Origin of the sequence: Streptococcus ilei, from assembly GCF_000479335.1 — a bacterium.
Taxonomy (GTDB): domain Bacteria; phylum Bacillota; class Bacilli; order Lactobacillales; family Streptococcaceae; genus Streptococcus; species Streptococcus ilei.
The window spans coordinates 1,851,025-1,865,014 of record NC_022584.1 but is presented as its reverse complement, the minus strand read 5'-3'; the positions used below and the strand labels follow the sequence as shown (position 1 = coordinate 1,865,014).

Sequence of the window (13,990 nt, the reverse complement as noted above, 5' to 3'; positions counted from 1 at the left end):
TTATTTCCTTTCTTGATAGGGGATCCGTATTTCTATGCGGGTCGGCTTGTGACGATGACTGATCTCTAGCTCTCCTCCCAATAAGGCAATCCGTTCGCGGATCGAGTGCAGGTCCTTGCCGGAGACTTTGGAAAAGCCGATGCCATTGTCTTCTGCGACCATTTCTACCCCTGTTTCGGTAGAGCGATAAGAGAGATGGGCCTCCGTCGCTTTGGCATGTTTGATCATATTAGTGGCTAATTCCAGAGACACCATGGCCAGTGCAGACTCTAGGATCGGCGAGATACTAGCTGTATCAAGCTCATTTTGAATCTCCACTTTGACTTGCGCCACTTCTAGCATTTGCTGGACGGTTTCTAACTCTCTTGCCAGCGTTCGCTGCTTCAAGTTCTCCACAATCTCCCGGACTTGGTGCATGGACTCTTGACTAATGGCTTGAATCTCTTGCACCTGCTCCTGCGCCTTCTCAACCTGACCCAATGCTAAGAATTGATCAGCCAGGTCTGCCTTGACACTGAGCATAGCAAAGGTATGGCCCAGACTGTCATGTAGATCACGGCCAATCCGATGGCGCTCGTTTTCTGCCAGCAAGAGATTGATCTGGGCATTTTGCTTGGCATGGTCAGCTTTCAACTCTTCCATCATCCGAATCCGAACCATGCCGTAAGTCATGGCATGGGTAAAGAAGAAAATGATGATTAAAAATACCCATTCATACTCCATCGCATTCTGTTTGAAAAAGATAACTCCAAAAAGTAGGAATTGCGATAGAAAAACTGTCCAAAGATAAGGAGAGCGAAAATTGCGAATCTCAAAGTGATAGACTAACAGATTACTGATGAAGAAATAAAACCAAAAATAGTTAGCGTTAATAAAAAGAGTATTTCCTGCTACATAGGCTAGGAGGTACAGCCAACAAATCCAGATCAGCTTTTTGTTTTCAGTAATCAAGATTCCTAGATAGGAAGCAATAAACAAGAGGGCTAAAAAGAAGTGCCAGTAGGGAACCTCACCCAATAAAATAGAGATAAATGGGAATCCCATAAAAACTAGGCTAGCGTAAAACATATAATGAATACGCTTGAGTTTTTCGATCATGAACGAACCTCAGAATGACGACGATAGACGATGACAAGAGCAAACAAGACCAGGGTAAACAAGCTTAAATAGAGACTAGCAAAGCCATTGACCTGCCCCTTATTTAAAAAGGTCTTGATCAGCTCCATCAATTGATAGGTTGGCAGGCATTTACCAATAGCTTGCATCCATTCTGGAAAGACACTAATAGGCATCCATAGGCCACCCATAACAGCCAGTCCCATATAGAGGAGATTGCCCGCAACCGACATCAATTGACTGGAAGGAAGCAAGGTCAAGACCAGACCGATAGCTACAAAAGCTAGACTTCCTAGGATGAGAAGGAAGGCCGCTAAGACCCAATCCTGTAGAGACATGTTCACATGCCGCACCACATGACCCACGGTAAAGACGACCCCAATGGATAGGAGAAAGTCTACAAAGAGACCCGCAACCTTTATTAGATAATATTCTACCATAGATACCGGGGTATGGCGCAAGACTTTTTGCCAATTATTGAGTCGATCGGTTTCAAGAACTGTTGGAAAGGAAAATAGAGCCGTAGACATCATGGAAAAAGCCGTCATAGAGAGGAGATAATCCCTCATAAAATGAGCGGGCGCCCCTGGTGTGTCCTGGTACATCCCTGAAAAGAAGAGATAAAAGGCCGTGGGCATCCCTATTGATAATAAATAATAAATGGCTTGGCGTCTGGTCAAATGCCACTCAACCACGCCGAGAGCTTTCATGCGTTTCATCTTCTCTACCTACTTCCTTTGTATTTTCAAAAATAGAATCCAATAAACTTCGATTGGTCACTTCGATCTCTTGGATCGAACAGCCTTCTTCTTGCAATCGAGTCCACAAACGATTGGCATCGCCTGTCACAACTTGAAGGGCATCAGGTTTGACCGTCACTTGACCAATTCCGTCCATCCCTGCCACTAGAGCTTGGTATCGCAAAGGCAGGGTAAAATGTTTTTCTACCTCTTCACTTCTCATAGCTAGTGGCGTCGTATCTCGAAGCAAACGTCCCTGGTGCAAGACCAGGATCCGGTCAGCTGTATGCTCTACTTCCTCAATGTAATGGGAAGAATAGACAATAGTCACACCTTGATCTTTTAAATGCCCGACAATCTCCCAAAAGCGTTGGCGAGTGGATGTATCCATGGCAGCCGTTGGCTCATCCAAAAACAGAAGACTGGGACGACCAATCAAGGTCAGGACAAAGGATAGGAGACGTTTTTGCCCACCAGACAGCTTACTGGCCAATTGTTTCTTTTGTTCTAGACTAAAACGCAATAGATCATCGATTTCACAGACCGTTAAGGGATTGGGATAGATGGAGCGAAAGAAACTAATTAGTTCCTGCACGGTTAACTTTTGCACGATAGCATTCTCTTGAGGGAGATAAGAGATACTAGTCTTCAATTGAGGATGACCAGGAGCTTTTCCCTCTATTTCAATGGTTCCAGAAGTTGCCTTCCTATCTCCTAGGAGGCAATTCATCAAGGTCGTCTTCCCTGCTCCGTTAGGCCCAATCAAGGCCATACAGTCTCCCCGTTCAACCCTGAAAGAAAGATCTTCTAGAATCACTTTTCCTTTAATACTTTTCTTCAAGTTCTCAACTCTAATGACACTCATGAGACTCTCCTTTCAACCAGGCTTGGCCAGCTGGAATGATGACATAGACAACCAAGGTCACTCCCCAAACCGTTTGGAAAAACCAGCTAGGAAAATGAGCAGAAAACCATCCCGTCATCATCTCAGTTACCCAAAGGAGCAAACACAGAGCAGCTACCAAGCCAATTTCAATTTTCTTTTTCATTGCTCCATCTCCTTTTTAACAGCCTTGACCATTTTTAGCCCTTCTTGGACTGCCCAGCTCATGATGCCAATCCCCGCAAATAATTCCCAAGGGAAATGGTAATAGAGGCTATCATCCTTTGAAAAGATCAAATAGACGACCATCCCAACCACTGTTAATGTAAACACTTTATAGAACCATTGTTTCATTTTTCCTTACCTCTTACTTTCTGACTTTATTATAGCGAAAGGAATAACAGGCTACTAGATGATTTTGTCACTGGCTGACATGACAAATGTCATGGAAAATAAAAAAGGCCGGACAAGAGTCCGAACCTATGGTGCTGGCGTTTCTTCTTTAAAACCGTGGAGTTTTAATCCTGTGAAAACAGTCGATGCCTTGATGTCTTTTAGGTCACCGATACCAAGATCTTTAAAGTAAGATAGGTCTTTAACCTTGTCCCAATCAATAGTTTCCATATCAACAGAGACCGTTGAGGCTAATTTTTTCTCTGGAGTGACCTTATATTCGATACTGAAGCCAGCCATGTCTTTCAGAGCCTTGTATTCTGAATCTGACTGCAAGCCTTCATTAATAATTTTTGTCATCTCTTCAGGACTTAGATTAGCTGAATTAGTGGCGATTTTTTCTGGCAAGGCTGATAAAACATCTAACTTTAATTTCTGAACCTTATCACCTTTTGTCGTGATGGTGTAGCGATGTTGATTGCCATTGATTTTTGCAGTGAGAACTTTGGTTTCTTCCTTTGCCTCACTAGTAACAGTTTCACTTTTTTCTATCGAAGTAGTGGTTGAGCTTTTTGATGTTTCTGTGGACTGAGACTTAGTAGCACACCCCGTCATCACAAAAAGCAAAGCTCCTAAAAAGCAGATTACCTTTTTCATTTGCTTTTTCTCCTATTTCTATTTTTCTAAAGTATAACATATCAAATAAAAATTGTCTAAAAACACCTATCTAATCGCTTTCATAAAGTTTTTTTTATCAAAAAAAGGGCCAAAAAATCATTTTTTTGGCTCTTTTTCCTGCTATTTTTGAAATTTTTTGATTATTCAACGCTAAACAAATATGGGTAAACTGGTTGATTTCCTTGATGAATTTCGACTTCAACGTCCTCATATTTAGCCATCAAGTTTTGAGCCAACTCATTGGCTAGATCTTCTTGACCATCTTCACCGATATAGATCGTAACAATTTCACTATCTTCGTCCAACATCTTATCAAAGGTTGCTGTCAAGGTTTCCATCATATCTGGATTGGAAACAACGATTTTGCCATCGACCATTCCAAGATTGTCGTTTTCATGGATTTCAAGGCCATCAATGGTTGTATCACGAACGGCTGTCGTCACACTACCTGACACCACATCTTCAATCGCTGCTGCCATTCGATCATGGTTTTCTTCAATAGACTTGCTCTCATCAAAGGCAAGAAGACTGGTCAATCCTTGAGGGATGGTCTTGGTCTCTACGACAACTGCAGGTTGTTCAATGACTTCTGCTGCTGATTGAGCGGCCATCAAGATATTTTTGTTATTTGGCAAGATAATGATGTTGCGCGCATTCAACTCTTCAACAGCTTTGACAAAGTCTTCTGTTGATGGGTTCATAGTTTGACCACCAGAGATGATGTAATCCACACCTTGCGCTTTGAAGATATCCGCTAATCCGTCACCCGCAACGACTGCGATGATCGCATATTCTTTTGCTTTAGCTGGTTTCGCTTGACGCTCTTCTTTTTCAACTTGTGCTTCATGCTGGTTGCGCATGTTGTCTACTTTTACCTTGACCAAGCTACCATATTTCAATCCTTCTTGCATAACAAGACCTGGATCTTCAGTATGGACATGGACTTTGACGATTTCATCATCGTTAACGACTAGTAGAGAATCCCCAAGATTGTTCAAATAGTTACGGAATTCATCGTAGTCAAAGTCTTTGACATAGGTTGGGCCTTGTTTCAAAGCGACCATGATCTCTGTACAGTAACCAAAGGTGATATCTTCGGTTGCCACATGGCCCGCTACGGACTTGTGGTGCTCTGCATTGATCATTTCTGACATGGTTGCTGGAGTCGCCACAAATTCTTCAGAAGCGATAAATTCTCCTGTCAAAGCTGATAGGAACCCTTCATAAATGAAGACCAAACCTTGACCACCAGAGTCCACCACACCGACTTCCTTCAATACAGGAAGCATATCTGGTGTTTTGGCAAGAGCTGTCTTAGCTCCTTCAAGGGCCGCACGCATGACTTCGACAGCATCATTGGTAGATTCTGCTTTTTTCTTGGCACCGATGGCAGCACCACGAGAAACGGTCAAGATGGTTCCTTCTACAGGCTTCATTACCGCTTTATAGGCTACTTCAACCCCTGCTTGAAAGGCTGCCGCAAGAGCTGCTCCATCCAATTCATCCTTGTCTTTGACACTTTGAGAAAATCCGCGGAACAATTGTGACGTAATCACTCCTGAGTTTCCACGCGCTCCCATCAAAAGCCCTTTCGCAAAGATATTTGCTGCTTCTCCAACAGTTGAAGCAGAGCGATCGGCTACTTCTTTTGCACCATTTTCAATGGTCATCCCCATATTGGTTCCAGTATCACCATCTGGTACAGGAAAAACGTTCAATGAATTGACATACTCGGCTTGTTTATTTAAGCGAGTAGCCCCTGCTTGGACCATTTCTTGAAATAAACTAGTTGTAATTTTAGACACGATTATTCTCCCACAATTTTAATGTTTTGGATATAGACGTTGACTGTATCCGTTGTGATTCCAAGTTGATTTTCTAGACTGAATTTGACACGCTCTTGAATATTTTTTGAGACTTCGCTAATTTTTGTACCATAGCTCAAAACAGTGTAAACATCAACCGCAATACTTCCTGCTTCTGTTGTCTTCACAACTACACCCTTAGAGTAGTTTTCCTTACCTAAGAGAGCTTGGAAATTATCTTTAATCGCTTTTTTGCTGGCCATTCCAACCACTCCAAAAATTTCAGTGGCTGTACCGCCTACAACAGTTGCGATGACATCATCGGTCAATTCAATCTGACCATCTTTTGTATTGATTTTTACTGTCATAATTTCTACCTCAAAAGTATTTTATATTCTATTTTACCATAAAAGAGGGCGCGTGTAAAAGGGATACACCTTTCTCCTATCGGTTGATACAAATGTTCAAAAAGAGAAAAAAACGAAGAAAAAAGAAAAGGACCTCCAAGAGATCCTGATTTCTGATTAAACGCGTTCTACTTTACCAGATTTCAATGCACGAGCTGAAGCCCAAACTTTTTTAGGTTTACCATCGATAAGGACAGTTACTTTTTGAAGGTTTGGTTTTACGGCACGTTTGGTTTGGTTCATCGCGTGTGAACGGTTGTTTCCTGATACAGTCTTACGACCAGTGAAATAACATACTTTAGCCATTCTGTTTTGCCTCCTATTAGATCTAATATTACGGATGTGCTAGCACCACATACCGTACTATATTACCAAAAAAACTTCCTCTTGGCAAGACCTTTGAATAAGTTTTTCTTAGATAGGCTTATTCGAAGGATTTCTCACCTACATAGATGATTTCTAGGTTCCCCAGTGAGACCTCTCCAACGATGTAAAAGTCCTTGCTGGTTAAATTGCTTGGATTTTCCTGGTGTTGGATGGCTGACAGAGAATTTTCTACATTGACGTGAACCCGCCAGTCGCTTGGAACATAGAGGCTCAGACTTCCAAGGGAAACATCCACTGCGAACTGGGCAGACGGACCTTCCATCCGGCAATTATCAAAATAGATCGAAGCTTCTCCAAAACTCACATCGGCACTTCCACCTGTAAAGTTCTGGTCATTCAAATACTTGGTCACTGTAGAAAAGGAAACATCGATATCATTGCCAGCAGCTTGGGCATGTGATCCTGCTGAATAGGAACTCCAAGTCGTTTTCGCTTTTTTAGAGGGCTTAAAGAGAATATTCAGACCAATCACCGCTAAAATAGAAGAAAAGATGACCACCGAATTGGATACTGGAAGAAAATGGTATTGACCATTCAGGGAGAAGAGGGGCAAAATCCCATATAGGAAGCCCCAGCCAAAGTGCCGCTTCAAAAAACTTGAGAGGGAAAGGACTGCTAGTAAAACAACCCAAGCCAGCGTCCAGATACTGATTTCCCATTTTACAAAATAACCTTGTAAGAGCACTAGGGTTGCTAAGAGGATTAAGAAAATCCCAATTAATTTATTTTTCATCTTGTTACCTCATTTCCTTTAACCGTTCTTTTAAGAGTTGATAATAGTGCCGGGACACGTGTACCTGTTTATGGGTTTGATAAAAGTTTACTGTACTAGTTCCCGAAAAAGATTTTTCAATAGAATAAATCTGCTTGGCATTGACAATGGTCGACTTGGAGATGCGACAGAAAGCAATCGGCAAGATTTCTTCCAACTCATAGAGTTTTTGACGAACCTCATAGGCCTCTTCTCTGGTATGCCCATAAATCTTTTCGCCATCTGTCTCAAAGAAGAGAATTTCTGACACATCTACGAAGTACTCGCTTCGATCCTTGTAAAAGGTCAGTGGCGTCATTTTTTGCTCCAAGATCAACTGTTGCAAGCGGGCGACTTCCTCCGTCAATCGAGGAGCCCGGATGATCATTTCTGGCTCATCCATCTGCGGATCTAATTCGATGCGAACTTTCATAGGACTCCTTTCTTAACCTTTGTTAGTAACATTATAACAGCTGTTCAAAATCTTACAAGTCCTTTTCGGTAAGTGGTTATTTTCAGCCCCTAAGTGGTTCTTTCAGATAGCTAAAAAGAGGCTAGGACAAAAGTCCTAGTCTCTCAATTGTCTTTGGATTGTCGAGCAAGACGCAGTGGTTGAGTGGGCTCTACTACGCTGATTTCATCAGCTTTTACAGCCCTACTCAACTGTGCGGAGGTGGGACGACGAAATCGAATTCTAACGAATGACCGATTTCTGTCCCACTCTCCTAAAGCGAATAAAATCGGAAGCATTATTTTTCTTTTGATGCGTCTGGAAAGAGAAAACCTAGACCAAGACAGGCCAAGACACCCGCAGTCATCACGACCCCATTTGAAATTGGAAGAAGATCATAGATGGCATTGGCAATGATCAAGCCAATCACTGCACAGATCAAACTAGACTTGTAGTCTTTCTTGAGTGCATTTTCAAAAGTAAAGAAAGCAAACAAGACAACTGGAACCAAGGGCCAAAGATTGGCATCTATTTTGGGATAACCAATGATACTAAAGGTGATGACGGCGATAGCTGCAAGGATAAATCCAAAACCAATTAATTTTTTCATGATACTACCTCTTTTTGTAATATTATCAGAAGACTGGCTTCTTTCGATAATCCTACTATAGCAAACCAAGGCAAAGGTGACAAGGAAATTTGGATAAGTGGTCGAATTATCGGACTATCTGGTCACATGAACATTGATGAGCCAGATGAAGTATCCATATTTAGGTTATGGTTCCTCTCTTTCATTAAACAATTAAAGTACCTGTCGATCGAGAAGATTAACGATGAATTTGAAAATATCCGAATACTTTTAAAATCATTTGGTGCAAATAAAACTTTTCGTAAAACCTGGTTTGGAAAGTATGAGTTTCAGTTGGACTAAAAATAGCGTAATATCAAGGTTTTTATGAACGATATTTACTGATTGATTTCATAAAATTTGAATCAATATTTCTTAAATAGGGGAATAGTTCGGTTCTGTAAGTATTAATATAATACACCTACAAAGCTTATTATATCAGATTTTCCCCAGTTTTAGAAAAATAGGTAGAGAAAAAACAACTCTAAAACCTGCTCATTTTTCACAAACTTGCGTTAAATGTTGGTAAATCATAGCCATACGTAGCAGAAATTTGTTTTTTGTTCCTATTTATAATAGACTAACACTAACATTAGATGAAAAGGTGACTCTATGATTATAAATCAACTGCTTCAAAAGCTGGAGCCTACTAGCCCTATCCTTCAAGCTAACTTTGGAATTGAACGCGAAAGTCTTCGTGTCGATAGACAGGGAAAATTAGCACATACGCCTCACCCTTCCTGCCTAGGAGCTCGAAGTTTCCACCCTTATATTCAAACAGATTTTTGTGAGTTTCAGATGGAACTCATCACACCAGTTGCTAAATCTACCACTGAGGCTCGTCGATTTCTTGGAGCCATTACCGATGTAGCTGGACGTTCCATCAGTAAAGATGAACTTCTCTGGCCCTTGTCCATGCCTCCTCGTATCAACGCCCAGGAAATTCAAGTTGCCCAACTGGAAAATGAATTTGAACGCCATTATCGTAACTACCTGGCCGAAAAATACGGAACTAAACTACAAGCTATCTCAGGTATCCACTATAATATGGAACTAGGGAAAGATTTGGTTGAGGCCCTATTCCAAGAAAGTGACCAGATTGATATAATTGCTTTCAAAAATGCCCTCTATCTTAAGTTGGCTCAGAACTATTTGCGCTATCGTTGGGTGATCACCTATCTCTTTGGTGCTGCACCTGTTGCTGAGCAAGGCTTCTTCGACCAAGAAGTGCCAGAACTCGTGCGTTCCTTCCGAAACAGCGACCATGGTTATGTCAATAAGGAAGAAATACAAGTATCTTTTGCAAGCCTAGAAGACTATGTCTCTGCCATCGAAAACTATATCGAACAAGGTGATTTGATTGCGGAAAAGGAATTTTACTCGGCTGTTCGTTTCCGTGGACAAAAGGTTAATCGCTCCTTCCTTGACAAGGGAATCACCTACCTAGAATTCCGTAACTTCGACCTCAACCCCTTTGAGCGTATCGGTATTAGCCAAACTACCATGGATACCGTACACCTACTCCTTCTAGCCTTCCTCTGGCTGGATGCCCCTGAAAATGTTGATCAGGCTCTGGCTCAAGGTCACGCGCTGAATGAAAAAATTGCCCTCTCTCATCCTTTAGAACCTCTACCTTCTGAAGCTGAAACTCAGAACATTACGACAGCTCTAGACCAACTGGTGCAACATTTTGGGCTTGGTGACTATCATCAAGGTCTGGTCAAACAAGTTAAAGATGCCTTTGCAGATCCGAACAAGACACTAGCTGCTCAACTTCTTCCTCATATCAAAGACAAGTCCCTTTCTGACTTTGCCCTTGACAAGGCGCTTGCCTATCATGATTACGACTGGACTGCCCACTATGCCCTTAAGGGTTATGAGGAGATGGAACTTTCTACCCAGATGCTGCTCTTTGATGCCATTCAAAAAGGGCTTCATTTTGAAATCCTAGATGAGCAGGATCAATTCCTTAAACTCTGGCATAAAGATCATGTTGAGTACGTCAAAAATGGTAACATGACCTCAAAAGACAACTATGTAGTTCCTCTTGCCATGGCTAATAAAACCGTGACCAAAAAAATCCTGGCTGATGCTGGCTTCCCTGTCCCTGCCGGCGACGAATTTACCAGTCTAGAACAAGGTCTAGCCTACTATCCTCTTATCAAGGGCAAGCAAATTGTGGTTAAACCAAAATCAACCAACTTCGGTCTGGGCATTTCCATTTTCCAAGAGCCTGCCAGCCTTGATAACTATAAGAAAGCTCTCGAGATTGCCTTTGCAGAAGATACAGCTGTTCTTGTTGAAGAATTTATCCCAGGAACCGAATACCGTTTCTTCATTCTGGACGGGCGTTGTGAGGCTGTCCTCCTTCGTGTCGCTGCTAATGTTGTCGGTGATGGCAAACATACCATTCGTGAATTAGTCGCTCAGAAAAATGCCAATCCATTGCGAGGCCGTGACCACCGCTCACCTCTGGAAATCATTAAGCTAGGAGACATCGAACAATTGATGTTAACTCAGCAAGGTTATGCACCTGATGATATTCTCCCAGAAGGGAAAAAGGTCAATCTCCGCCGTAACTCCAACATCTCTACGGGTGGTGACTCTATTGATGTCACTGAGACAATAGATTCCTCTTACCAAGAATTGGCAGCAGCTATGGCAACTAGCATGGGGGCCTGGGCTTGCGGGGTTGACCTCATCATTCCAGATAGAACTCAGCCTGCTAGCAAGGAAAAACCTCATTGCACTTGTATCGAGCTCAACTTCAATCCCTCTATGTATATTCACACCTATTGTGCTGAAGGTCCTGGACAAGCTATCACTCCAAAAATCCTAGACAAGCTTTTTCCAGAAGTTGCCACAAGTCAAACCTAAAACCTAATTCTTAGGAACAAACAAATCACCTTTATCTCGATGATATGATACCTCTTAAGTAGACAAGGTAAATACCTAAAATCTACGGCTCTTTGTCAACTGTAGTGGGTTGAAGAAAGGCTAAGCTCGAGAAAGGACAAATTTCGTCCTTTCTTTTTTGATATTCAGAGCGATGAAAATTCGCTTCTTGAAGTTTTCAAAGTTCCGAAAACCAAAGGCATTGCGCTTGATAAGTTTGATGAGATTATTAGTCGCTTCCAATTTTGCGTTGGAATAGGATAACTGAAGGGCATTGATGATTTTCCCTTTGTCCTTTAGAAATGTTTTAAAGACAGTCTGAAAAAGAGAATGAACCTTCTTTATATTGTCTTCAATGAGTCCACAAAAATTTCTCTGGTTCCTTATTCTGAAAGTGAAAAAGCAAGAGCTGATAGAGATTATAGTGGTATTTCAAGTCTTCTGAATAGCTCAAAAGCTTGTCTAGGATTTCTTTATTGCCTAAATTTTCAAATTAAGTTAGACTTTTCAAGTAACTCAGAAAAACTTGGTAGGGTGATTGAAATAGTTCTATATGGTAATTCATAGACTACCCTCTGTTCAACTATTCCCCCTTCATCTGCAACAAAAAAATATTTCTCATGATGTCGCCAAATATGTTGTCCATAACCTTTTATTTCCTCAAACTTACTAACTTCTTCCCAGCCTAGTTTACTATATTCCATGTATGTTCTCCGATCTTTTCACTAATATCTTACATTACACCTTCAGGAATATCTCCTGTTGATTATTGTAACTATCTAGTTGACTGTTATACCAAACCCTGGAATTCTGTCAATATCTTCTTTTCCCTATTTTGATTTATTTCTCAGCTATATGGTATATTAGGATACTTTGAATTCACCTTAAACAAAAAAATGCACAAGTTAATTACAACCCTGCACATCTTTTTAATTTTATATTTAAAAGAGACTATAAATCAACTTTCCGAAAAATTTATATTTTCCGAAAAGATAGTTTTGAGCATTTCTAAAATAACTTTAGAATATTGATAAAGTCATTCCCGTATTAGCTAAGACTACGATCATACATTACAAGAGAAAATAAATGTTGAACTTGATAACATTCAAAAACTTTTATAATTTTTGGTACAAAAAGCAATTCAACATCAAAAAAGCCTGTTACAATAGGCTTTTTCTTGTGTAGCTTGATGCCGAATGCAGGGATCGAACCTGTGACCTACGCGTTACGAGTGCGTTGCTCTACCAACTGAGCTAATTCGGCAATTACCCCTATAGTATAGCACTTTGAAGAAGGCTGTCAATAGTAGCTAGTAGAAAATTATCAAAAAATATTATCGAGTCAAAAAGACCTACCCTTACGGATAAGCCTTCTCACATGTTTATTTCTTTATTCAATCACTTGGCTTCCTGCTACTTTCTTGTACCAGTGAGCTGATTTCTTTGGATAACGTTCTTGGGTTTCAAAGTCCACATAAAAGAGACCATAGCGTTTTTCGTAACCATTTGACCAAGAGAAGACGTCCATGAGTGACCAAATGAAGTAGCCTTTGACGTTTGCCCCATCCGCAATCGCATCGGACAGAACTTCCAAGTGTTGTTTCACATAATCAATCCGTCCATCGTCATAAACCGTATTGTCCACAAACTCATCTTTGTAGCCCAGTCCGTTTTCAGTAATGTAGATTTTCTTATAATTTGGATAATCCGCCTTCACACGCATGATCTGATCATATAGCCCTTGAGGATAAATGATCCAGTCCCAGTCAGTGCGAGGTACATAGTCAGGAGCTACACGACGACCAACACCTTTAATTTGGTACTTAGAGCTTCCTTTTTCCCCTTTACCGTTGTGGATGATTTCAGTTTCACCATCAAATGCTTCCATCCAATCACTCATGTAGTAGTTAATTCCAAGGAAGTCGTTCAAATCTTTAGCTGCTTCAAGCGCTACAAAGTCTTCGTCACGAAGATCCAAGCTACCACCATTTACTGATAAGATGTGGTTTACCCCTTCCATGGTTGCATCTGAGTAGTGTCCAAGGTAAGTAGCATCCAAGATAAATTTGTTGTGGATGATATCTTCCAACTCAGCCGCACGAACATCTGCTGGATTTTTCGGATCCAAAGGATACTTAGTTGGAAGAGCATGTACGACACCAATTTCACCCGCATAACCTTTGTCTTTGTACAATTTCACAGCACGGGCGTGCGAAATCATCATATTATGGTGTGATTGGAAAACTTTGGCAAGATCATACTGGATTCCTGGCGGGAATTTACCTACCAGGTACTGACCATCACCGATGGGACCAATTTCATTGAAGGTTGTCCAATAGTTAACTTCTGGGAATTCTTCAAAACAGAAGGCAGCATAATCTACAAAGTGTTGGATGTTTTCACGATTCAAGAAATCTCCATTTGAATGAAGAGCTTCTGGTGTATCAAAGTGATGGAGGGTTACAAAAGGCTCCACATGGCGTTTGTGGCATTCCGCAAATAGATTGTGGTAGAATTCAACCCCTTTAGGATTGACTTCCCCGTAGCCAGTTGGGAAGATCCGCGACCAAGCGATGGAAATCCGGATGCCATTGACACCGTATTCTTCAGCCAATTGAAGATCTACTGGATATTTGTGGTAGAAATCACTTGCTGGTTCTGCTGTATACCAATAGTTATCAGCTAAGTATTTGTCCCAAGCAACTGGACCTTTTCCATCAGTATGAGTAGCACCTTCTGCTTGATAGGCAGCCGTTGCCCCACCAAAAATAAAATCTTTAGGAAGTGTTTTTGTCATTATTTCACCTATTTCTTGATTGAATCAAATGAAAAGTGAGAGGAGAGGAGCTAGTGAGCC

The 13,990-nt window shown here is 41.2% G+C and carries 15 protein-coding genes, 1 tRNA gene and 1 pseudogene; 1 reads left to right on the top strand and 16 read right to left on the bottom strand.

Annotation, left to right across the window (positions count from 1 at the left end):
* From N596_RS08865 to N596_RS08810, 12 genes are all read right to left on the bottom strand, one after another.
* The gene (locus tag N596_RS08865; RefSeq protein ID WP_023027685.1) at window positions 1-1,098 is read right to left on the bottom strand and encodes a sensor histidine kinase; all 1,098 of its coding nucleotides are present in this window, start codon (window positions 1,096-1,098) and stop codon (window positions 1-3) included.
* A complete protein-coding gene (locus N596_RS08860) occupies window positions 1,095-1,835 on the bottom strand; it encodes an ABC transporter permease (RefSeq protein WP_023027684.1) in 741 nt (246 codons plus the stop codon). The genes N596_RS08865 and N596_RS08860 overlap by 4 nt, the downstream gene beginning before the upstream one ends.
* Window positions 1,804-2,721 carry an ABC transporter ATP-binding protein gene (locus N596_RS08855; RefSeq protein ID WP_023027683.1) on the bottom strand — a complete coding sequence of 306 codons (918 nt, stop codon included), beginning with the start codon at window positions 2,719-2,721 and terminating at the stop codon, window positions 1,804-1,806. Before N596_RS08855 ends, N596_RS08860 begins: the two co-directional genes overlap by 32 nt.
* Window positions 2,708-2,905, bottom strand: a complete 198-nt coding sequence (locus N596_RS08850) for a hypothetical protein (protein ID WP_023027682.1) — start codon at window positions 2,903-2,905, stop codon at window positions 2,708-2,710. The genes N596_RS08855 and N596_RS08850 overlap by 14 nt, the downstream gene beginning before the upstream one ends.
* Window positions 2,902-3,093: a hypothetical protein gene (locus N596_RS08845; protein WP_023027681.1), complete on the bottom strand. Its 192-nt coding sequence runs from the start codon at window positions 3,091-3,093 to the stop codon at window positions 2,902-2,904. The genes N596_RS08850 and N596_RS08845 overlap by 4 nt, the downstream gene beginning before the upstream one ends.
* A 126-nt stretch (window positions 3,094-3,219) precedes the next feature.
* Window positions 3,220-3,789, bottom strand: a complete 570-nt coding sequence (locus N596_RS08840) for an SP0191 family lipoprotein (protein ID WP_023027680.1) — start codon at window positions 3,787-3,789, stop codon at window positions 3,220-3,222.
* A gap of 161 nt (window positions 3,790-3,950) precedes the next feature.
* The gene (fakA, locus tag N596_RS08835; protein WP_023027679.1) at window positions 3,951-5,615 is read right to left on the bottom strand and encodes a DAK2 domain-containing protein; all 1,665 of its coding nucleotides are present in this window, start codon (window positions 5,613-5,615) and stop codon (window positions 3,951-3,953) included.
* 2 nt (window positions 5,616-5,617) lie between these two features.
* Entirely contained in the window at window positions 5,618-5,983 is a 366-nt protein-coding gene (locus tag N596_RS08830; RefSeq protein ID WP_023027678.1) for an Asp23/Gls24 family envelope stress response protein, read from the bottom strand.
* 156 nt (window positions 5,984-6,139) lie between these two features.
* Entirely contained in the window at window positions 6,140-6,328 is a 189-nt protein-coding gene (gene rpmB, locus N596_RS08825) for a 50S ribosomal protein L28 (protein WP_001140948.1), read from the bottom strand.
* Between the two features lie 118 nt (window positions 6,329-6,446).
* Window positions 6,447-7,142, bottom strand: a complete 696-nt coding sequence (locus N596_RS08820) for a LiaF transmembrane domain-containing protein (RefSeq protein WP_023027677.1) — start codon at window positions 7,140-7,142, stop codon at window positions 6,447-6,449.
* 4 nt (window positions 7,143-7,146) lie between these two features.
* Window positions 7,147-7,593: a LytTR family DNA-binding domain-containing protein gene (locus N596_RS08815; RefSeq protein WP_023027676.1), complete on the bottom strand. Its 447-nt coding sequence runs from the start codon at window positions 7,591-7,593 to the stop codon at window positions 7,147-7,149.
* 316 nt (window positions 7,594-7,909) lie between these two features.
* Window positions 7,910-8,221: a hypothetical protein gene (locus tag N596_RS08810; protein ID WP_023027674.1), complete on the bottom strand. Its 312-nt coding sequence runs from the start codon at window positions 8,219-8,221 to the stop codon at window positions 7,910-7,912.
* 630 nt (window positions 8,222-8,851) lie between these two features.
* Between N596_RS08810 and gshAB the strand changes: the two genes are divergently transcribed.
* Complete coding sequence (gshAB, locus tag N596_RS08800) at window positions 8,852-11,116, top strand: bifunctional glutamate--cysteine ligase GshA/glutathione synthetase GshB (RefSeq protein ID WP_023027672.1); 2,265 nt, start codon at window positions 8,852-8,854, stop codon at window positions 11,114-11,116.
* Between the two features lie 120 nt (window positions 11,117-11,236).
* Here gshAB and N596_RS09820 read toward each other — a convergent pair.
* The 4 genes and pseudogenes from N596_RS09820 to lacG form a co-directional block, all read right to left on the bottom strand.
* Window positions 11,237-11,621 (bottom strand): annotated as a pseudogene (locus tag N596_RS09820) (transposase); the annotation flags it as partial.
* Between the two features lies 1 nt (window position 11,622).
* Window positions 11,623-11,838 carry a hypothetical protein gene (locus N596_RS08795; protein ID WP_023027671.1) on the bottom strand — a complete coding sequence of 72 codons (216 nt, stop codon included), beginning with the start codon at window positions 11,836-11,838 and terminating at the stop codon, window positions 11,623-11,625.
* Between the two features lie 486 nt (window positions 11,839-12,324).
* Window positions 12,325-12,397: transfer RNA gene (locus N596_RS08790), tRNA-Thr, on the bottom strand.
* Between the two features lie 126 nt (window positions 12,398-12,523).
* Window positions 12,524-13,930 (bottom strand): 6-phospho-beta-galactosidase, encoded by a 1,407-nt coding sequence (gene lacG / locus N596_RS08785; RefSeq protein ID WP_023027670.1) that lies wholly within the window; start codon window positions 13,928-13,930, stop codon window positions 12,524-12,526.
* Window positions 13,931-13,990 lie beyond the last annotated feature (60 nt).